The 21,854-nt window shown below is 52.2% G+C and carries 17 protein-coding genes; 16 read left to right on the forward strand and 1 reads right to left on the reverse strand.

What is annotated here, in order from left to right:
• The first annotated feature begins 900 nt into the window (after positions 1-900).
• The 4 genes from B9T62_RS05895 to B9T62_RS41210 are packed head-to-tail and all read left to right on the forward strand — an operon-like array spanning position 901 to position 4,759.
• Entirely contained in the window at positions 901-2,430 is a 1,530-nt protein-coding gene (locus tag B9T62_RS05895) for a spore germination protein (protein ID WP_245864359.1), read from the forward strand.
• The gene (locus tag B9T62_RS05900) at positions 2,427-3,632 is read left to right on the forward strand and encodes a Ger(x)C family spore germination protein (RefSeq protein WP_087914416.1); all 1,206 of its coding nucleotides are present in this window, start codon (positions 2,427-2,429) and stop codon (positions 3,630-3,632) included. Before B9T62_RS05895 ends, B9T62_RS05900 begins: the two co-directional genes overlap by 4 nt.
• 30 nt (positions 3,633-3,662) lie before the next feature.
• A complete protein-coding gene (locus tag B9T62_RS41205) occupies positions 3,663-4,124 on the forward strand; it encodes a GerAB/ArcD/ProY family transporter (RefSeq protein ID WP_281257692.1) in 462 nt (153 codons plus the stop codon).
• Complete coding sequence (locus B9T62_RS41210) at positions 4,124-4,759, forward strand: GerAB/ArcD/ProY family transporter (RefSeq protein ID WP_281257758.1); 636 nt, start codon at positions 4,124-4,126, stop codon at positions 4,757-4,759. The genes B9T62_RS41205 and B9T62_RS41210 overlap by 1 nt, the downstream gene beginning before the upstream one ends.
• Positions 4,760-4,761: 2 nt before the next feature.
• Here the strand turns inward: B9T62_RS41210 and B9T62_RS05910 are convergent, their stop codons facing one another.
• Positions 4,762-5,007: a YczF family membrane protein gene (locus B9T62_RS05910; RefSeq protein WP_087914417.1), complete on the reverse strand. Its 246-nt coding sequence runs from the start codon at positions 5,005-5,007 to the stop codon at positions 4,762-4,764.
• A gap of 109 nt (positions 5,008-5,116) precedes the next feature.
• Between B9T62_RS05910 and B9T62_RS05915 the strand changes: the two genes are divergently transcribed.
• The 12 genes from B9T62_RS05915 (at position 5,117) to B9T62_RS05970 (ending at position 21,847) form a co-directional block, all read left to right on the forward strand.
• On the forward strand, positions 5,117-6,787 hold the full coding sequence (locus B9T62_RS05915; protein WP_087914418.1) for a spore germination protein: 1,671 nt from the start codon (positions 5,117-5,119) through the stop codon (positions 6,785-6,787).
• A gap of 27 nt (positions 6,788-6,814) precedes the next feature.
• On the forward strand, positions 6,815-7,918 hold the full coding sequence (locus B9T62_RS05920) for a GerAB/ArcD/ProY family transporter (protein WP_087914419.1): 1,104 nt from the start codon (positions 6,815-6,817) through the stop codon (positions 7,916-7,918).
• On the forward strand, positions 7,911-9,107 hold the full coding sequence (locus tag B9T62_RS05925; protein ID WP_087914420.1) for a Ger(x)C family spore germination protein: 1,197 nt from the start codon (positions 7,911-7,913) through the stop codon (positions 9,105-9,107). The genes B9T62_RS05920 and B9T62_RS05925 overlap by 8 nt, the downstream gene beginning before the upstream one ends.
• Before the next feature lie 151 nt (positions 9,108-9,258).
• Positions 9,259-9,558 carry a hypothetical protein gene (locus tag B9T62_RS05930; RefSeq protein ID WP_087914421.1) on the forward strand — a complete coding sequence of 100 codons (300 nt, stop codon included), beginning with the start codon at positions 9,259-9,261 and terminating at the stop codon, positions 9,556-9,558.
• An 869-nt stretch (positions 9,559-10,427) separates the two neighbouring features.
• Positions 10,428-11,387, forward strand: a complete 960-nt coding sequence (locus tag B9T62_RS05935) for an ABC transporter permease (RefSeq protein ID WP_087914422.1) — start codon at positions 10,428-10,430, stop codon at positions 11,385-11,387.
• Positions 11,388-11,409: 22 nt separating this feature from the next.
• A complete protein-coding gene (locus tag B9T62_RS05940) occupies positions 11,410-12,300 on the forward strand; it encodes a carbohydrate ABC transporter permease (protein WP_087914423.1) in 891 nt (296 codons plus the stop codon).
• A gap of 110 nt (positions 12,301-12,410) precedes the next feature.
• The gene (locus tag B9T62_RS05945; RefSeq protein ID WP_087914424.1) at positions 12,411-14,243 is read left to right on the forward strand and encodes a type 2 periplasmic-binding domain-containing protein; all 1,833 of its coding nucleotides are present in this window, start codon (positions 12,411-12,413) and stop codon (positions 14,241-14,243) included.
• A gap of 236 nt (positions 14,244-14,479) precedes the next feature.
• Positions 14,480-16,225 carry a sensor histidine kinase gene (locus B9T62_RS05950; protein WP_087914425.1) on the forward strand — a complete coding sequence of 582 codons (1,746 nt, stop codon included), beginning with the start codon at positions 14,480-14,482 and terminating at the stop codon, positions 16,223-16,225.
• Positions 16,218-17,627: a response regulator transcription factor gene (locus B9T62_RS05955; RefSeq protein WP_087914426.1), complete on the forward strand. Its 1,410-nt coding sequence runs from the start codon at positions 16,218-16,220 to the stop codon at positions 17,625-17,627. Before B9T62_RS05950 ends, B9T62_RS05955 begins: the two co-directional genes overlap by 8 nt.
• Positions 17,624-19,294 carry an extracellular solute-binding protein gene (locus B9T62_RS05960; protein WP_087914427.1) on the forward strand — a complete coding sequence of 557 codons (1,671 nt, stop codon included), beginning with the start codon at positions 17,624-17,626 and terminating at the stop codon, positions 19,292-19,294. Before B9T62_RS05955 ends, B9T62_RS05960 begins: the two co-directional genes overlap by 4 nt.
• 468 nt (positions 19,295-19,762) lie before the next feature.
• Positions 19,763-20,788 carry an ABC transporter substrate-binding protein gene (locus B9T62_RS05965; RefSeq protein WP_087914428.1) on the forward strand — a complete coding sequence of 342 codons (1,026 nt, stop codon included), beginning with the start codon at positions 19,763-19,765 and terminating at the stop codon, positions 20,786-20,788.
• Between the two features lie 33 nt (positions 20,789-20,821).
• On the forward strand, positions 20,822-21,847 hold the full coding sequence (locus B9T62_RS05970; RefSeq protein WP_087914429.1) for a FecCD family ABC transporter permease: 1,026 nt from the start codon (positions 20,822-20,824) through the stop codon (positions 21,845-21,847).
• The last annotated feature ends 7 nt before the right edge of the window (positions 21,848-21,854 follow it).

Below are 21,854 nucleotides of genomic sequence, written 5' to 3' on the forward strand. Positions count from 1 at the left end.
TTATCTAGTTGGTGAAAGTCCAACCCAAGGAGGGGCCAAGCCACCTTTGTAGCTAGGATGCTTGCGCATGGCGAAATCTGTGTGTAAAAGCGCATCGACAAAAGTACCTGTCAGAGATAGGGCGAGCAACGACCCAGGCCGCAACACCAAGTGAATCCTGCCGCGTCGTCAAAAAGGCCCTGCAAAGGGGAAAAGAAGGAGCCGAGTCTCGTGTATTTAGACGAAGGCCAAGGAAACTGTATAGAACTTGGAACCACAGTGAAGAACCTTCCGGCGTATAGGGAACGGCATGGGTTGAAAGATAGCGCAGTGAACTGGGGAGACCCTCCCCTGCACGGGATTATTTTTTTTTTTTAGAAACCGTAAATAGACGCTCTATAAGCCCAAAAGGCGAAGTGAACCGTCTGCAGGAAGGGAGTCCGAGGGGCTCATAGTACCGAAGAACCTAAGGACAACATAACCTTAGGGAGGGAAGGGGCCCTGCTTTGTTCATGTTTGACCAAGAGGTACGAGTTCGTGAATGCCAAAAGGCTAACGACACGCAAGAAAATGCTCAATAACTCTAAGGGGAAACTAGGTCATGAGGCCAAAGTCAATAGGCTGCATGCCCATGAATGACGAACATCGGAAAGCCGTATGAGGGAAAACCTCACGTACGGTTTGATGAGGAGGGGCTGGTCAGGCCAGTCCTTTACTCTAGAGAAACTATATGTTTCACAATATCCTTTATCCTTCTATTTCTCGCAGAAACGGTTACCGTCCCTAAAAGGACGGCGAAGCCGTTTCTACTTGATGCCTGTCCCCGCCATGTAGCCCCCAATCAGAGTTTCAGCTAAGCCCGGTTCCAGAAGTTGTATAAAAAGAGGTCTTCCAGCAAATAGTATCGTCATGGAGGTGTAGATGATGCCTACGGCGAGAACTGAATCAGACCCCCTCAAATCTAAAAATCTAGCAGACAATCTGGCTAAGCTTACCGATTCGCTCGGGCACAGCCCAGATATCATAGTCCGCAAATTCACGCCGCTGTCAATTCAGGCGGAAATCGCCGCGGTGTTCATGGAAGGGCTGGTTGAACAAGAACTGGTTGAGGACTTTCTGAAGGATATGATGGTCTTTGAGCGCTTCCCGGATACACAGCCTTCCTCCGTCGAGGCTATGTTCGACTTGATGAAGCACAAGACGAGAGGTGTAGGCGAGAAGAACTGTCTTAAAGAATGGAACCATTTATTTGAGGCGCTGCTGTCCGGAAGTACGGTCATTCTGGTGGACGGCATCAGCGAGGCCTTAAGCAGCAATACAAGCGGGGGTGAGGTCCGCACAGTAACAGAAGCTACTACACAGGTCTCCATTCGTGGACCGAAGGAGAGCTTCACAGAATCACTCGGAACCAACCTGTCGCTGGTGCGCCGCAAGATCAAAAGCCCGAATCTGTGGGTGGAGAGCATGAAGATTGGCGATGTTACCCAAACCGAAGTTTCGATTATGTATATGCATGGTATCGTAAATGAGGATATTCTCGCAGAATTACGCAAGAAGCTGCAGGCGATACACGTAGATGCCATTCTGGAATCAGGCTACATTGAGCAGCTGATTGAGGAGAATGTGTATTCTCCGCTGCCCACCTTATTTAATACAGAACGCCCTGATAGTGTGGCAGGCAATCTGCTGGAGGGCAGAATAGCCATATTTGTGGACGGAACACCGTTTGTGCTAATCGCGCCTACGACATTTTTTATGTTTTTTCATGCGGTTGAGGATTACTACCAGCGGTTTGATATCTCGACCCTGATTCGAATCCTACGGCTGATATGCCTGATGATCTCCTTATTTGGACCGGCTGTGTTTGTGGCTACCCTTACCTTTCATCAGGAAATGATTCCAACCTCCCTTTTAATCAATCTGGCCTCCCAACGGGAAGGTGTTCCTTTTCCAACCTTTATTGAGGCGGTCATTATGGAGCTTACCTTTGAGATTATCCGCGAGGCCGGTATCCGCATGCCTTCCCCGATTGGTCAGACTGTATCGATCATCGGCGGTTTGGTGCTGGGACAGGCAGCGGTCCAAGCGGGGATCGTCTCTCCAGCGATGGTCATCGTTGTTTCGCTGACGGGTATTTCCAGCTTTACCACTCCTGCCTTTAATATGGCGCTTTCTGTACGCGTTCTCCGGTTCATCATCATGTTTATTGCCGCTTTTATGGGGCTCTACGGAATCACCATATTTATGTTTATCCTGATTGCCCATATGTGCAGTTTGAGATCGCTTGGTTTTCCATTTATGTCTCCCTTCGGACCGTTTATTGCTGAGAATCAGAAGGATACCCTATTGCGTGTGCCTTTGAATCGGATGAGGAAACGGCCGCGCCTGGTCAGCCAAAAGAATAAAATACGCCTTGAAACCGAGGGGGACTCTAGGGGAGATCGACAATGAAGCTGAAGTGGATGAAGTCTATCCTTATCTGTCTGTGTTCGGCATCACTGTTGACCGGCTGCTGGAACAGCAGAGAGCTGAATGATCTGTCCATCGTCACCGGAATTGCCATTGATCGGGTCCCGGATTCGCAAGAGTACCAGGTTACCTTTCAGATCGTGAACCCCGTATCGACATCAGCCAGCATGGGGGCTGGTATGGGACAGCCCACAATTATCAGCTATTCTTCCACGGACAGTACGTTGTTCGGAGCCTTGCGCAAAACCTCCAGAAAAGCTTCCAGACAGCTGTTTTTTGCCCATACCCAGTTGGTGGTGATTGGCGAGTCGCTGGCGAGGGAGGGGCTTGGCGAGATTTTTGATATTTTCGAAAGATCACATGAGCTGAGGCTCGGCACCGGTGTGCTGATCTGCAGAGATACGGATGCCGCCGCTGTGATCAAGATATTGATGCCCACCATGTCCATTCCGGCAGTAGGGCTGCTTAAGAAGGCCAAGAACACCTCCAGATTATGGGGTGAGAACATCGATGTGGATGTGTTTGAGCTGATCCGGGGCATTACCGGAGCGGGCGATCTGGTAATCAGCGGAGTGGGGATTAAAGGGAATCCTGTTGAAGGCCGCAAGAAAAGCAATCTTGAAGAGTCTGAGGTAAAGACGCTGGTTGTAATGAGCGGGCTCGCTATCTTCAAAGACGGACGGTTGCAGGATTGGCTGGAGGGTCCACAGGCCAGGGGGACGATGTGGGTTCTGGATAAGATGAAAGAAACCAACATCAATATAGATTCAGGGGAAGTGCAGAAGTCCATAGCGGTGAATATCAATCACTCCAAGACGAATATTAAGGTCGGGATCCATCAAGGCAAGCCTGTCTTTCATATCTATATCGCTGAGGAAGGAACGGTGAATGAGACCAAAAGCTATGTTGATCTGAGCAGCAGGGAGGAGATTCTTAAATTGGAGCAGGAGCTGGCCAAGCAGACCAAAGCCGAAGTCATGGGGGCTCTGCGGACGGCGCAGAAGCTGAAGAGCGATATTTTTAACTTCGGGAACGAACTGGAACGGACGAATCCGGCAGCCTGGAAGACCGTGAAGCAGGATTGGGGACAACAATTTGCCGAAGGAGAGCTGGATGTTCAGGTGAAGGCCTATATTCGCAGTACAGGCATGAGAATGAAGCCCTACATGATCAATCCCAACTAACGAAGGCACGCAGCGAAAGGAGGAGAATACTTGTTGAGAAAAGAGGTGATCAGTGCCAATCAGCTGTTCGCGTTGATCGTGCTGTTCGAACTGGGGACAGCCCTGATCGTGCCGATCGGGCTGCAGAGCGGACATGCGATCTGGATCTCCATCTTGATCGCCCTGCCAGGGGGAATGCTGCTGTATTGGGTGTATACCTACCTGTATCACCAATATCCCAAACTGATTATCAGCGGATACACCCAGCGGATTCTGGGCAGAACCCTTGGCTGGCCGCTGAGTTTGCTGTTTATCCCGGTGCTGATGTTCAATGGCTCAAGGAACCTGAGGGAAGCGGGGGATCTGCTGCGCGCCTCCTCCTATGACCAGACTCCGGTATTCATCATCAATGCGATGATGGTTGTTGCCGTCATGTATATCCTTTATCAAGGCATAGAGGTATTCGGCCGAACTGCGGAAATTTATGTGCTTGTAATCTTTGTTGTGGGGTAATTTGCTGTTTCGTCGTAATCGCCGCAGGCCTTGTGAAATTTGACAATCTTTTTCCCCTGCATGGAAAGGACTGGGTGGCCGCGCTGTCGTCTGCATATCCTGATATCTGGATCTTTCCGTTTGGCGAACTCGTGTGCTTCACGACGATTCTGCCCCACTTGAACAAATCGGTGACGGCCCGCCCGGCAGGGCTGATTGCACTTGGTTTAAGCGGACTGCTGCTAAGTTTCACACATGCGATTGAAATAGCAGTTCTTGGAGAAAATATATACAGCCGGACAACATTTCCAATCTTCACAACAATAACTTTGGTGAATTTAGCCAATTTCATTCAGCGGCTGGATGCCTTGGTAATACTAACCCTGATTATTGGCGTGTTCTTCAAAATGGCAGTGTATTGCTATGCCGCCATGGCCATCACTGCCGATCTGTTCAAAGTGTCGGACAGCCGCCAGTTAGCAATTCCCGTAGGAGTGGTTGTCCTCTTCAGTTCATTTATCAGTGCGGGGAATTACCCCATTCATATAGATGAGGGAAAAGTGTTCCTGAAATACATATTGCCCTATTTATGTGCTGCAGTACCTATCCTGCTCTTCCTGGTTCACTCCATCCGGAGAAGATTCGGCCGGGTGTAGGTTCATGATTTGCGCTTGCTGTCGCTGCGCTGCCGCTTCTTCTTCCTATAAGAAGCGAACAGCACACTGCACAGGGGCAGCAGCAGAAAAGCCACCATGATAATCGATTCCTGAAGGGTTGTCGTTGCGAACGCGGACGTAATGGATTGAAGGGAGCCGGCGATGCTCATTCCTGACAGCAGGTCTACGGAAACAATCATGAGCAGAACCAGCAGGGCGAGCAGGATATAGAGAAATAATATTTTCATAAAGTATCCTTCTCCTTTCACGGGGCTGAAGTCAGTGTTTCCATTTAGAGCGGAGGATAAACGTCAGGTTGCCCGGTGCTGCTAATCAACTAGTTGGGAGATGATTAGGATGTGGTCACGTATTGTCGCTTTTATTCCGGACTGGACAACCTTTATGCTGGCAGCCGTTACCTTGCTGTTTCCGATAGGCTTCTACTATGTATACAGGTCTGTGTATGCCTATGTAGGAAGCGGCAGGACTGCCGAGCCAGGCACGCCGCGGATGGATTCCCCCATTGAGCAGGGGCAGAACAAGCAACCGGAACAGCAGTCTGCGGCTCCATTATCCTTTACAGGCCACTATGATGCAGATCTGCAGTCAGTCCGCTCTACTGTGGGCCAGAACAGTGATGTACATATTCGTGAATTTATCGTAAAAGGGCTGGAGGCCCGGGCTTCGCTGATTTATGTGGAGGGAATGCAGAATGAAGAGCTGATCAACCAGCAGGTGATGCAGATCCTGATGTTCGAGAACAAAGAGCCGGAGGGCAAGGACCAATATAGCTATATCAAGGAAAATATGCTTGCGCTTGCCCAGCTGAGTGAAGCCAAAGACCTGGATGAGCTGCAGGAGCATGTGCTGTTTGGTTATACCGCGCTGCTGGTGGAAGGTATGACCGAAGTGCTTCTGGTTGGATTTCCGCACGGCACGGTCCGCTCCGTTGCCGAGCCGACCTCGGAAGCTCTGCTGCGGGGACCGCGGATCGGGTTTACAGAAGTGCTGAGTGAGAATACATCGCTGCTGCGGCGGCAGGGTCTGAACAAGAATATGGAAATGAAGCAGTTTGTGGTCGGCAACGAGATCAAGCGGAATCTGGTAGTCGCCTATTTGAATAATATCGTCAATCCCGATCTCCTGCAGGAGGTAATCACACGGGTCTCCAAAATCGATATGGATTTCATCGTGGAATCCGGTTATGTAGAGCAACTGATCGAAGATAATTACTTAAGTCCGTTTCAGCAGGCTCAGAATACCGAGCGGCCGGACCGTGTAATCTGCGCCCTGCTGGAAGGAAGAATCGCGATTCTGCTGGACGGCACACCGTTTGCGCTGATTGTACCGGTAACCTTCAGCATGCTGCTGCAGTCTCCCGAGGATTATTATGAGCGCTGGCTTCCGGGAACGCTGCAGCGACTGCTGCGCTTCTGCGCCGCTTTCCTGGCTCTGTTGGCTCCGTCGCTGTATATCTCATTCATCTCGTTCCATCCGGGATTGATTCCCACCCAACTGGCCATCTCCATTATCGAGACCCGCCAGGGGGTTCCGTTTCCTTCCTTATTTGAGGTGCTGATTCTTGAGATCTCGATTGAGATTCTGCGTGAAGCCGGGATTCGTCTGCCGAAGCCGATTGGTCCGGCGATGGGCATTGTCGGAGGTTTGATTATTGGTGATGCCGCGGTGCAAGCGGGGATTGTCAGTCCGTTTCTGGTTATTGTTGTCGCGGTTACCGCCATCTCTTCCTTCTCCATTCCAATGTACAGTGCGGGAATAACACTTCGTATCCTGCGGTTTGCCGGAATGTTATTTGCTGCTGTATTGGGAATGTTCGGAACCATTCTCTTCTTCCTGTTAATCTGCAGCCATCTAACCAAGCTGCGAAGCTTCGGCGTGCCCTATGTGACACCTGTATCTCCTTTCCGCTTAAGCGACTGGAAGGATCTGTTGCTCCGTGCGCCTTTGTCAATCATGAAGCGCAGGCCTGAAATGATGAAAACACAGAAAAAAAAGCGCAGATCCTAGCTGCGGCAAAAAGAGAGGGGTGGGTAAGTGTTCAGACGCACGGATGATAAAATTACTACCTCACAAGCGGCGATATTTCTAACGAATACCGTACTTGGAGCAGGAATCCTGACGCTGCCAAGAATTGTGGTGGAGGCTGTGAAGACTCCTGATGCCTGGATGTCCGTTGTGCTGGGCGGGGCATTTATGGTGTTTGTAATTCTGCTGATGGTGAAGCTGAGCCAGCAATTTCCCGGCAAAACCGTCTATCAGTATTCGAAGCGGATTGTAGGCACGATTCCGGGCGGGTTCCTGAGTTCACTTCTGATTCTCTATTTCATCATTATCGCCGGATTTGAAATTCGTGTGCTGGCGGAGGTGACTTTGTTCTACCTGCTGGAAGGGACACCCATCTGGGCGATTGTGATCCCTTTCATCTGGGTTGGAGCCTACCTGGTTTATGGAGGAATCAATTCCATTGCGCGTGTATTTCAGATTGTGTTTCCGATCAGTATCCTCATTCTGGTGATTTGTTATATTCTCAGTGCGAGGTTGTTCGATCTCCAGAATTTGCGTCCCGTACTAAGTGACGGAATACTGCCGGTAATCAGAGGCACGAAATCCATCATCCTGCTCTTTACCGGCGTTGAAGTCATTATGACCCTGGTAGCCTTTATGCAGCATCCGCAGCAGGCTGTCAAAGGCATGCTGCTGGGATTTGGCGTTCCGCTGATCCTGTACCTGGTGACGGTAGTGGCGGTGGTAGGCGGATTGTCTATCGATTCGGTAATCACCAGCACCTGGCCTACCATTGATTTGGTGCGCAGCTTTGAAGTATCGGGATTCTTCTTCGAACGTTTCGAAGTTCCGCTGCTGGTCATTTGGCTGATGCAGATGTTCTGCAACTTCTGCAGTTTTTTCTTTAATGCTTCATTAGGTATTTCCCAAATATTTCATCTGAAGATCCATCCGGTTATGTTCGCCTTAATGCCAGTAATCTTCATCTCCACCATGCTTCCCAAGCAGATTAATGATGTGTTTAGCATGGGTGAATTCATTGGGAATATGGGGGTTGTGATCTTCCTGCTGCTACCGGTGCTGCTGTCCGTGGTGCTGATCATCCGCAAGAAAGGAATGAAGCAGAATGTATAAGCGTGGTTTGGCCAAGCTGCTGTTGGCTGCGGCGCTTCTGGTCAGTCTGCCTGCTTGCTGGAGCAGCAGGGAGATCGAGGATCTCAGCTTGTACACGGGCATGGCGCTTGACCAAGGGAAACCGAGCCTTGTGGAGAAGGAGCTTGAGGAGCGTGGAGGAAGCTACAAGAAGCGGAATACACTGACTGCGACGTTGCAGATCGTACCAGAAAAAATCATCGGGAACACTAAGACCAAAGACAAGCAGCAGCAACAGCAGCGTTTTTTCAATATTTCCGAAACGGGAGATTCATTGCTGGAAATCTTTCGCCAGTTCTCAATCCGCCGGGATCGTCCGATTATTGGCCATCACCTGAAGGTGATTGTGGTTTCCGAGCAACTGGCAGCGCAGGAGAATATGCGGCAGTTGATGGACTTTGTGCTCCGTGACAATGACATCCGTCCCAGCTGCATGGTGTTCCTCAGTGAAGGAAACGCAGCCAAGACCTTGACGACGACTCATCCGGACGAGATTCCTTCGTTTCGGCTGAGGGATATGATCGGGAACAGATTTCGAACCAACAAGCTCATGGAAGGAGTCAATCTGTCGAAGCTGGATGCGCTGATGCATTCTAAACAAAGCTTTATCCTGCAGAATATTGTGGAATCGGAGAGCGAGGTGGAGTTCTCGGGAGCGGGTATTATAAAGGGCGAGACTGGCCAATTCATCGGCAACCTGGACCAGGGGGACGTGGAGAGTATTAACTGGATTAAAGGAGAGATCAAGAGTGGTACGATCAAAGCATATGATGAGGCCGATGAGGTGATTACCTATGAGATCAAATCCGCTGAGAGTAAGATCACTGTGAAGGAGAGCGCAGACGATGAGTTATCGTTTCACGTCAAAATAGAGTCGACCGGCCGCCTCATTGAGAAATGGAACAATCAGCACCGCAAGCTGGATGAGGCCTATTTGAAGGAATTTGAGAAGCATTTCAAGCAGCGATTGACCGAAATGATCAATCGGACGATGCTGAAGATGAAGACCACCTATAAAGTAGACGTTGCCGGGTTCGGTCAGCGGCTCAGCATTGAGGAACCTCAAAAGTGGAAGAAAGTAAAAGATCACTGGGACGAAATGTTCAGTACGATTCCAGTGACCTTTGAAGTGAAGCTTACTATTACCGATTACGGTTCATTCACAGAATGACGGAAAAGACGACGGAAAGGCGGCAGCAAGGCCCGCTCGTCCTGCGGGTGTAACGGTCACCGCGCGTGTCTGCTGCTGTCTGGCAACCCAGCCCCGCTCTAGCAAGCAGTGCAGAACAGCAGCGCCCAGCGCTCCAGCCGGATTTCTGTACGTGCCGGATAAGTTTGCCTGCGCCGGGTTCACAAGTACCCCCTCGCAGCTTGTGCAGCCTGCAAGGATTACGGAATGTCCCCTCCAGATTGAGGCCCAGGTCAAGCATATCCGCATTCCGGAGCATGCACCGCATTTTGCCATCGTCGAGACGCAGACCGTTAGGGTCCACGTCCATCAGGAGCTTGTGCTCGGGGAGCACCATATTAACCCTGCGTTCTGGAACCCGCTGATCTATAATTTCCGCCATTCCTTCGGCTTAAGCCCGGAATGGGGCAAATCCTACCGCTCGGAGACATGAGCGGAGATACGAGGGAACGCTAGGCAAGAGAAGGAAGGGTCACCGGAAGGGGCTGTCCCATAAGTAGATTTTCTACGACAGGGACAGTTCTTCTTCATTCTAGAAACCGTAAAAAGTTAATAGAAACCGTAAAAAGTTAACAAAGCCGCGATCCTCCCGTTATTGGAGAATCGCGGCTTTGCGTTTTTGGTCCACTCCGCCTTGCTTTAGCACATGATTGTGGAAAAGCGGTAGCGGTCGCCTTGGTCTCCGGATTTTCACCGCCAAGGGGAATGAAAAAAATCTGGAGAGCACAGCGATTGGAACAACGTTCCGTTTGCGGAGTGTTCTCACCAAGTGCTACTCGTCCGAGCCTGTCATACCACACCGCGCGACAAGGAGGCTAAGAATAACAAATGAAGGCCGTCGCCAGTAACCAACGCTTAACTTTCAGACTACTAACGGACTCAGGAGCCTCTATTCAGGCAAAAACCCACTAGTTAGGGCCTGTTTTTCCAATATAGAGGCTATGAGGTCCGCTAGACTCCAAACCATCGCAGGAATGAGGAAATAGGAGCTATGCGGTCCGCTAGGACGTGGGTTATCTGAAGTTCGGTGGCGAAGCCGGTTCTTCTTGAAATATAAGAATTTATATGTTGCACGCTATAATTTATCCTTCTATTTCTCGCAGAAACGGATGCCGCCTCTTGCAGTGGACGGCGAAGCCGTTTCTTCTTGTTCAACGTAGAATTTGGTCCGCTGGCGTGCGAATCCGGTTCACCAGCAGCGGACGATCCTCCCGGTACGAAGACCGATCCTCCCTATCGGAGGCGCTTCAGCTTCTGATAGGATGAAAGCGTAAACAATAACAGTGTAAAGGAGATTCCGCTATGGGGGTACCTTCTGGCGAACTGCTTCGCGGCGCCGAACCGGTTCGATCCTCCCGCAAGAAGCTGCAGAACAAATACAAGCTGTTCCTGATGGCTTTGCCGTTTCTTGTGGTGACCTTTGTGTTCTATTATCTGCCGATCAGCGGCTGGCTGTATGCCTTCTATGATTTCATTCCCGGCATTCCGCTGGCGGATACACCTTATGTCGGGCTGAAATGGTTCCGGACGATGGTGTCCAATCCCACGCAGACCGCCGAGGTGCTGCGTGTGCTGAAGAATACACTCGCCATGAGCTCGCTGGGGCTGATAACCTCCGTATTTCCGGTTATCTTCGCCATCCTGTTGTCCGAGATCCGCTCCGGCTGGTACCGCAAGCTGGTGCAGACCTTGACCACGATCCCGAACTTCATCAGCTGGATTCTGGTCTACGCGCTCGCCTTCTCCTTGTTCTCTGTGGATAACGGAGTGATTACCAGCATTCTGGTGCAGCTGGGATTTGTGGAAGAAGGTCATAATTTCCTCGCGTCCAGCTCCAATGTCTGGATTACGATGATAGCCTGGTACTGGTGGAAATCACTGGGCTGGGGGGCAATTCTGTATCTGGCGGCGATTGCCGGCATTGACCAGGAGCTGTACGAAGCAGCGGAAGTAGACGGCGCCAGCCGGTTCCGCAAAATCTGGCACATCACCGTGCCCGGTCTTATCCCCACCTTTTTTGTTCTGCTGCTGCTCTCGATCGGCAATCTGGTCAACAACGGAATGGAGCAGTATTTTGCCTTCCAGAATGCGATGAACAAGGACTCGATTGAAGTGCTGGACCTGTATGTGTACAATATCGCGTTCGCCAACAATTTCCCGTTTGCTACAGCTGTCAGTATGCTGAAATCGGTCGTAAGTGTGCTGTTGCTGTTCGCGGCCAATACATTGTCCAAGGTTGTGCGTGACGAATCCATCATATAAGCAGAGGTGATCCCACTTGAAAATGCGAGCATTAAAGCCTGGTGAAGCCATGTTTCAGGGTATCATCTACCTGCTCTTCGGACTGTTTACCCTGAGCTGTATCTACCCGTTCTATTATCTGTTCATCAACACGATCAGCGCCAATGATCTAAGTGCCGGAGGGTATATCAAATATTATCCGCGCGGCATCCATTTCGATAACTATGCCAAGGTGCTCAGCATCAGCGGCTTAAGCCATGCTGCTCTAGTGTCTGTATACCGGACAGTGGCGGGCACCCTGCTGACGGTTGGCGCATCCGCTTTTCTCGGCTATCTCTTCACCAAAAAAGAAATGTGGGGCCGCAAAATCTGGTACCGCAGCGTGGTGGTGACGATGTATTTCAGCGCCGGTCTGATTCCCTGGTACATTACGATGCACAATCTGCATCTGACCAATAATTATCTGGCTTATATTCTGCCTTCCATCATTACTCCGTTCAATATCATTCTCGTCAAAACCTTTGTCGAGGCCATTCCGCCCTCACTGGAGGAGTCGGCAAGCATGGATGGCGCAGGGTATCTGCGGGTGTTCTGGAGTATCATTGTGCCGCTGACCGTGCCGATTCTGGCTACGATTACGATTTTTTCGGCGGTCAACCAGTGGAATTCCTTCATTGATACCGCATTTCTGATGACGGATACCCGGTATTACACGCTGCAATTTCTGTTATGGCGTTATCTGAATGAATCCAGCTCACTGGCCGCGCTGATCCGTAATTCTCCCGATATGGCGGCAAGCATCCAGAATATGCAGACACCGACTTCGGTGCGGATGACCGTTACGATGATTGTAGTGCTGCCGATTCTGATTGTGTATCCGTTCTTTCAGCGTTATTTCGTCAAGGGCATTATGATTGGGGCGGTAAAAGGCTGATGAAACGGCAGCAGGCAAGGGCTGACCGGCACAGGGCAACCCCCGGGTTACACTCTGCATCTGGCGGAGTTGAACTATAGGCAAGGCCATTTAAAGGGAGGGATATAGCAATGAAACTAAGATCAACGCTGCTTCTGCTCTTATCCGCAATGCTGGTGTTCGTGCTTGCAGCATGCGGTGGAGGAAATAATTCATCGGCACCGGAGTCCACAGCGCAAACAAGCAAGCCTTCGGCTGAGGCCAGCAGCCCGGTTGCGGAAACGTCGGCACCGGATGACGGTACACTGGACCACTCCAAGCCGCTGAAGCTGACGGTCTTCTCCACAACAGCCAATTATGCCGGACCGCAGACAGGCTGGTTCGCCAAGATTATCAAGGATAAATTCAATATGGAGCTGGAGATTGTAGCGTCCAACCTGACGGGCGGCGATACGAAGATCTCGGCGCTGATGGCTTCAGGGGATATGGGAGACATCATCATCTTCGGTGACGACAAGAACCATTATCCGAATGCCATTAAAGGCAAGCTGCTGCTGGACTGGACCCAGGATGGATTGCTTGAGCAATATGGCAAGGATATTAACGCAACCTTCCCGAAGGCAGTGGAGAAGGCAAAGGTGGCTTTTGGCGGCGGAGCGTCGGTCTACGGGATCGGAAACAATGTCGCTACCAATCCAAGCGGCCCCTCCGAAGGTAAGGATATGACCTGGGGCCCGGATCTGCGCTGGGATCTCTACCAGCAGGCAGGTGCACCTGAAATTAAGACGATTGAGGATTACCTGCCAGTGCTGAAGCAGATGCAGGAGCTGGAGCCGAAGAATGAGAACGGCAAAAAAACCTATGCCTTCTCGCTCTGGTCCGACTGGGATGGCAACTACAAAATGACACTGGCGAAGCAGTTCGCCAACATGCTTGGCTATGACGAAATTGCCGATACTGCCGTCTATGTGAAGGCAGATGAGGAGAAGTATTATGATTTCCTGTCGGAGGACAGCTGGTACATGAAGTCCCTGAAACTGTATTATGAAGCGAACCAGATGGGACTGCTGGACCCTGATTCCCTGACGCAGAAGTTCGATGATGTGGTTGCCAAATACAAGGACGGAAGAGTCCTGTTCTCCTGGTTCCCATGGCTGGGCGCAGCCAACTATAATACACCGGAAAAAACCGCAGAAGGCAAGGGATTCGCTCTGGTTCCGTTCAAGGATGAGCTGATGTATTCCACCGGCTTCAACGTCTATGGCGGAAACGGCATTATCGCCATTGGGGCGAAGGCCAAGGAACCGGCGCGGATTATGGAGCTGATCAACTGGATGTATACCCCGGAGGGCGCGATGATCTCGGCGGGCAGCGGAACCGCGGTTCCGAACGGACCGGAGGGTCTGACCTGGGAGATGGACAGCAGCGGCAAGCCTGTGGTAACCGATTTCGGCTGGAAGGCTTACACCGATCAGCAGAATACCCAGGTTCCAGCGGAATATGGCGGCGGGGACTACTACTATGGCTCCAACCAGATGAACTTCTCCTTCGTTGTGCCGGCGATGGTGAATCCCGACAACAAAGAGCCGTATGACCACAACTTGTGGACGACGACCCTGCAGCGCAATCCCTCTAAGCTCGATAGTGACTGGAGAGCGAAGATGGGCGTGCTGACACCGAAGGAATATTTTGAGAAGAACAATCTGCTGGCTGTTGCCCCTCAGGGCTTCACAGGCAAAGAGCCGCTGACAATGGATAAGACGCTGGAGCAGAAGAACAAACAAATCGGTACGGTGATCCAGCAAATCTCGTGGAAAATGGTATTCGCCAAGAATCAGGCCGAATATGACAAGCTGAACAAAGAGCTGCATGACAAGGTGAATGGTCTTGGTTATGCCGAGGTGATGGAATTCTCCGTTAAGAAGGCCGAAGAGCTGTTCGAGGCCCGCAAAAGCGTGAAGTAAATCGGAGTAGAGAGTTCAATAAGGCAGGGCAGGGCAGCGAGTAGGCTGTCCTGCCTTTATTCAAAATATAAGCAAGTATAAGTTTCACCTGAACCTTTATCCTTCTATTTCTCGCAGAAATTGCCGTCTCTGAATGTAAGGTGAAGCGTTTTCTGCTTATATTCAATCCGGGTGATGTCTGGTATTCTTTTAGCATAGAGTAGAGCGCTTTCATCTGGTGGGGAGGACGGCTGCAGATGATCAAAATACCGTTCGTCCATTCGGCTTCGGCAACCACTTCCTTGCGCAGAACCCTGGTAATCTATCTGCTGATTGGAACGCTGCTGCCGCTGCTGCTGGTGGGGGTGTTGTCGTATACCTCGATTTATTCCATTCTGACCGGCAAAATCGGTAACGGCATCCTGGCTAGCCTGCGACAGGAAGGCTCCAGTCTGGAGAACACGATTGAGAATATGGATTTCGCTTCCAAGCAGTTTGCGCTCGATGGGCAGATTGTGGAGGAGATGTCTGCGTTTCTGCAGGCCAAGCAGATCTACCGCAAATCGCAGATTATGAATTCAATTAATGAGAAGATTAATCTGGTCAATTTCACCAACCCTTACATTGGCCTCACCGCCTATATTATGCCGGGCAGCGAGGACCCGGTGCTGTTTACCAATATGAGTACACGCAGGGATTTCGACATCGGGCGGCTGCCTGCCTTTATGCGTTATAACGGTGCCGATTATTATGGTCCGCATAGCACGATGTATGCCGTGGGCGACAATCTGGTGTTCTCGGAACGGCGGATTGTCCGGGTGGACGGAACTCACCGGCTGTATATTTATCTGGAGACGAATTATAGCCAGCTGAGCCGGATTTTTAATCAAGAGGCCTATGGGATGCAGGTGAACCATCTGCTGGTGAACCAGCAGGGGGATCAGACCTACGAGATTGACGGCAGACTGCCTGCGGGAATCACCCGTGCGGCGGGGGAGCGTTCCGGTATTGTCCATGAGCAGCTTGATGGCTATCACCTGTTCCGTTATGAGAGTCCGCAGGGCTGGAAGCTTGTCGCTGTAGTCAAGAAATCGGTCTTTAACAGTGAGATCAACTCCTGGTTATACACGATGCTGCTGCTGTCTTTATTAACCCTGCTGCTTGCGGGAGTGCTGGCGTATCTGATCTGGCGCAGAGTTTATGGGCCGCTGCGCAAGCTGAATCTTGAGATTATCCGTATGGCTGAGAATGTAACGACCCCCGTGTCCTTCACCCGGGTCGAGGAGTTTGATTTCGTACTCAGCAATTTCCAGCAGATGAAGGAACAGGTCAATGAGCTGATTGTGGCGGTAGCCCGCAATGAGAAGCAGAAGAGCCAATTCGAGATCGAGAAGCTGCTCAGCCAGATCAACCCGCATTTCCTGCACAATACGCTGAATACTGTGCAGTGGCTGGCCCGCCTGAACGGCCAGAAGGAGATCGACAAGCTGGTGACGCTGTTGGTGAAGGTGCTTCATTACAATTTGGGCAAGCAGAGTATTATCGTCACGATCAGCGAGGAGATTGAAGCCATCCGCAACTATATGGAGCTGCAGCGCATCCGCTATGACTATGAATTTGAATTCCTTGTGCAGGCGGAGGAGGAGGTGCTGGCTGCGGCTGTTCCACGCTTTCTGCTGCAGCCGCTGGTGGAGAATTCCATCTATCATGGGCTCAGCGATCAGGGGAAGGTGGAGGTCTTGATTACCGCTGACGGAGGGAATCGTGTTCTGCTGGTGGTGCGTGACAACGGTGCCGGAATGGACCCGGCCAGCCTTGCGGAGCTGCTCTCGGATGATAATGCGAAGCAGCGGGGGCTTGGCATCGGCTTCGCTTATGTAACCCGGATGCTGCGGACCTACTACGGGGAGCAGATGACGCTGCAGATCCACAGCTTGCCGGGAGAAGGGACCACCGTTTCCATTATCATTCCGTTCAAAAGCAAGGAGGAATTCGATGATTAAAGCCGTAGTGGTCGATGATGAACGTCTTGTGCGCAAAGGCTTCATCTCCCTGATCGATTGGCCCTCCTTCGGGGTGGTCATCGTCGGCGAAGCCGGAGACGGCAAGGCTGCGCTGGAGCTGCTCCGGCAGCAGGAGGTGGATCTGCTGTTTGTCGATCTGACGATGCCCGGGATGTCGGGCTTCGAGCTGATCCGCCAGGTAAGGCAACGGTTCCAGGGTACACGTTGTGTTGTGCTGACCTGTCACCATGAATTTGATTATGTGCAGGAAGCGCTGCGGCTGGGAGCTGTCGATTATATCGTCAAGACGCTGCTGGAGATGGAGAATGCGGACGAGACGATCCGGCGGCTGGTGGACCGCATTCAGTGGGAGGATCATACCCGCGCTTCGCTTCACCGCGAAGAGAGTAAAGTGATGGCGGCTGACAAAGCCTTGCTCTATCTTCCAGTGGACGGCGGCGGCACGGAGGAGGAGCTGCTCCGGCTGACCATGGTCAGGAATAATCCGCTGATCTCCTTCCAGGACATGTGGATGTCGCCGCTGCTCCAGCGCTTCTCCGAAGAGGAGGGTGAACGGGAGCTGCGAACCCGGCTGTCTGGCAACTGGCTGACCGCACTGGTCAGCGGACTGCGGAATCAGCGCTTGCAGGAATTGGAGCAGCTGTTCACGGCGAAGCTGCGGCAGCTGATCTTCTACCAGGCAGGCAAAACTGGACTGACGCAGCTCAGCTATGAAGAGCTTGTACAAGCTCCTGCCGCTGAGCCGGCGCAGGAGGCTTCGGCGCTGGAAGAGCTGCTGGAAGAAGCGCAGAATCTGAAGTGGACGATGGATGAGAGGGAATGGGAACGCTTGACCCGCGCCATTGTCCAGCTGAAGCCGCGCTGGGAGCGGTTTCCGGTGTTTGGGTATGGGCTGCTCAAGAGCTGGAGCGGCTTGCTGCTGAACGCCGAGGAGCAGGCCAGGCTGGAGGAGGCTATCAGCGGAAATCAGAGCTGGTGCCAGTGGCACAGCTGGCTGCGGCAGTTCTCCGATCATGTGGGACGGAGGATGATCGAGCTGGGATTGAGCAAAGAGGTGATGCTCTGCCTGATCCGTGCCAGACGTTACATGAGACAACATGCCGGTGACAAAATCAATCAGCGCGATGTTGCGGCGAAGATCAATATGAGCCGGGGATATTTCAGCCAATGCTTCGCTCGTTTCGCGGGTGAGACTTTTGGCGAGAGCCTACGCAGCATGCGCCTCGAGCTGGCGAAGCAGCTGCTGTTGGAGACTGCGCTGCCAGTCTGCGAGGTCGCGTCCAGGTCGGGCTTCGAGGATGACCGTTATTTCAGCCGATTGTTCCGCGAGCGCGTCGGACGACTGCCGAGTGAATTCCGCATGGAAGGAAGACGCCCATGACGAAGTGGCCAAGGTTCATCCTGGCGGCACTGCTGCTCCTGCTGCTTGCCGCCTGTCGGGACAGCGGTTCTGCGGGTGACGGCTCTGGAAAGGCAGAACCGGAAGGCGGTGAAGCTGCCAGCCCGGCATACAGCAGGTATGCCGAACCCATCGAGCTGCGCATCGGCTTCAAAGTGCCGGATTCCAGGCTTAATACGGGCGACAGCAATGATAACAACCCCATTACCCGCTATCTGGAGAGCATCACCGGGGTTAGGGTGATCCATTCCTGGGAGGCCAAGGGGGAGGAGGTTTTTTTTCAGAAGGCCCAGCTCGCCATTGACAGCAATGACCTCCCGGATGCGCTGGTGGTGAACCGGGAGCAGCTCGGCAAGCTGATTGACAACCGGATGATTGAGGATCTGACCGATATTTACGAGGGGTATGCCTCCGAGTTGGTCAAGGACATCTATGACTCTACCAACGGTGAAGCCCTTGGCGATGCAACCCGCAACGGCAGATTGTATGCATTGCCCAACGTGGCGATTCATGCGGACTCGCCTGCCCTGCTCTGGCTGCGCCAGGATTGGCTGGAGAAGCTGGAGCTGCCGCCGCCGCAGACGTATGCGGATATTGAGCGCATCGCCAAGGCTTTTATAGAGCTGGACCCTGACGGCAATGGCAAACGGGATACGCTGGGACTCAGCGGCTACCGGAATATTGTGTATGGCACCAAGCCGCATGTGGCTGGACTGGATGCAGTGTTCAGTGCATATCATGCCTTCCCTACGAACTGGATCACAGACAGCTCAGGCAACGTGATGTACGGCTCGATCACGCCGGAAACCAAGCAAGCGTTAGGCAAGCTGGCCGACTGGTACCGCCAGGGTCTGCTGGACCCGGAGTTTGCGCTCTACAAAGAGACTCAGGAGCCGATTATTGCCGGCAAGTCCGGGATGTTCTTCGGCCCGTGGTGGATGCCTTATTATCCTTTGTCCGAGGCGGTGGCGCTGGATACCAAGGCGGAGTGGAGAGCCTATGCGGCCCCGCTGGATGATTCGGGTAAATTTGTGACCCATATGGCTCCGGTGACCGACCGTTATCTCGTAGTGCGCAAGGGTTATGAACATCCGGAAGCAGTGGTCAAGCTGCTGAATGCCTTCACCCGTCTGGAGAGAAGGCAGGACCCCAATCTTGCGGAGGTGGACAAAATGGACGATTTTGCCGCCGAGACCGGAATTCAGCCGCGTGCCTATTACCCGTTCGATCTGCTAATTGACTATTCTGATGCCATTGAGAAGCATTATGCCGACATCCAGCAGGCCTTGCACGACAAAATCGACAAAGACACACTGGACCCCGACACCCGCCTGATCTACGATCATTGGATTGCGGAAGAGGAGCAGCCGAAGAAGAACCTGGAGGGCTGGAAGGCGGTCAATGCCTATAAGTACGGCGTAGCTGTATTGACTTCAACGGCGATTGAGCGGGTACGCAGCGTTTTTTATGGCACAACCCCGCTGATGCAGAGCAAGTGGCCGGAGCTGCAGAAGCTGGAGCGGGAGACGTTCCTCAACATTATTGTGGGGGATGCGCCGCTCAGCGCCTTTGACACCTTTGTTGCCGAATGGCGTGCGCTCGGCGGCGACGAGATCACCGCCGAGGTCGCCGCGTTAAGCGGCGGCTAGCCAGGCACGCAACGAACGAACAAAGGAACGTATGAACGAACCACCGACCGACGAACCAATGAACGGATGACACAATGAACGGATGAACCAATGAATCAACGGGCGAATGAACCAATGAACCCGGGCTAGCGAACCAACCAACCAACCAACCAACCAACCAACCAACGTGCAGGCATATTGGCAGGCGATCAGCAGCGGGGTGGCGCGTCAGTCCGGCAACAGGAGAATGTACATAGGTAACCACAGAAACGGCAGAAATGCCGTTTTTTCTTTTCCGCGTGCCCAGAGGCACGCCTAGAGTAAAAGGTTGATTAAATTCAGCCCTTTACTCTAGATAGACATTCACTTTTCTACAAAAAAGCACAATGGAGAGGCCAGCATTCAACGCCAGGCTATTGACAAAAAACAACAATCGCCTTAGACTTTTAAATGATATTGATAATCATTATCAAAAAGGGGATTAGTAAAATGAAGCATGCAAGAAACCAAAAGCTGTACATCTTGTTAAGCATATTGTTTGTAATGGTAATCGTTGTATCCGGCTGTGGCGGTGGAACCCAAAACACCTCCTCCAACACTGCCAATCAGGCTCAGGCTGCTGAACCAACTGCCGAATCTACTGCCAAGCCTGCAGCAACCAGTACGCCAGAGCCAGCGGAGACCGGGACGCGCATTATCAAAACGGCTATGGGTGATCTGGAAGTACCGGTTAATCCGCAGCGGGTGGTTGTCAACTGGTACATCGGTGATGTGTTCACCTTGGGGATCAAGCCGGTAGCGCTCAATGCCTGGTCGCAGGAAACGATGCCATTCTTCGATCAATTTGCGGGTATCCCGAAGATTGAGAATTGGGAAGCTGAAGATATTCTAACCTATGATCCCGATCTGATTATTACCTATGATCCGCAGGATTTCGAGAAGCTGTCCAAAATCGCACCGGTACTCGTCATCCCAGAAGGCGATGTCAATACGACGGAACGGTTGGCGATTCTAGGCGAAGCTACAGGCCATGAAGCCGAGGCCCAGGCGGCCATTGCTACTTTTGAGCAGAAACTGGCTGAAGCCAAGGAGCAGCTGGGAGCAGATATATTTAAAGATAAAACCTTCAGCATCTTCGAGGACTGGGGCCGTGACTCGTACGGAATCTACTATGAGACAGGTTCACGCGGGGGTACATTGCTCTACGAATATCTGGGGCTGAAGAAACCCGAGAAGATGGAGCAGCTGGTCACAAGTTCGGGTGAAGGCCGCGGTTCGTTGTCCTATGAGGTGGCTTCGGAATACTTCGGCGATTATGTGCTCTGGTTTCTGCAGGAGGACAAAGAGTCTGAATATGCCAAAACTGAAATTTGGAACAGCATCCCGGCAGTGCAGGCTGGCCATATTGTTGAAATCCCTGGTGAATACTCCGGGCTGTTCTATTACTCCGATGTTGCCAGTATGACAGCACAGCTTGATTACATTATTGGCCGGTTGCTGGAACAGGTGAAGTGAGCCATGCAGAACTTGAAATTATCGGTGTAACAGATGTCTACTCAACGGGAACCTACTAAAAAAGGAATGCAGAACTTCGCCGTGTTCATGATGGCGGGCTTAGTCTTACTGGTGCTAGCGGTTGCGGCCTCCATCTCCTTCGGGGCTGCGCAGATGAATCTGAAGCTTGCCTGGGGGGCGGTGTTCCAGTTTGATCCGGCACTTACCGAGCATCAGATCATCCGTACCTTTCGTCTCCCGCGGACGGTTGCCGATATACTGGTCGGCTGCAGCCTCGCCGTCTGCGGCTCAGTCATGCAAGGGACAACCCGCAATCCGCTTGCAGACTCGGGGTTGATCGGAATCAGCTCTGGGTCCACCTTGGCCATTGCCCTGTGCATGGCTTATCTGCCAGGAAGGACATATGCGGATACGATGCTCTTCTCTTGTCTGGGAGCAGCTTTAGCTACCGGGATTACATATTATATGGCCTCTCTGGGCAAAAACGGGATGACTCCCCAGCGCCTCATACTGGCGGGGTTCTCCATTTCCATGCTGTTTGGTGCGTTCAGCACCTTTGTGGCGATCAAATTCAAAATCGGGCAGGCGCTCGATTACTGGACAGCCGGAGGTACTGCAAGTGCGAAATGGGATGAGCTTCTGTATATTTTGCCGCTGTTTGTGCTCGGTGTGGTCTGGAGTCTAGCCATTTCTCCTTCGATAACGATACTGAGCTTCGGCGATGAGCTGGCGGCAGGACTGGGGCTGCGCACACGTCTGGTCAAAATCTCCTCAACCCTGATCGTGCTGCTGCTGACCGGACTCTCAGTAATTGTTGTGGGTCCTGTCGGGTTCGTCGGGCTGATCGTACCGCATATTGTGCGTTACATGGTCGGGGTCGATTATCGGTATATCATCCCGGCGTCGGCGCTCTATGGGGCGGTCATTCTGGTGGCTGCCGATATTGTGGGACGATTGATCAACCGGCCGCATGAGACTCCGCTGGGCATTATTTTTGCGGTCATAGGGGTTCCTTATTTCCTCTATCTGGTCCGCAAGCAAAGGAGGGAGTTCATGTGAACCGGAC

Source organism: Paenibacillus donghaensis, from assembly GCF_002192415.1.
Taxonomy (GTDB): domain Bacteria; phylum Bacillota; class Bacilli; order Paenibacillales; family Paenibacillaceae; genus Paenibacillus_AQ; species Paenibacillus_AQ donghaensis.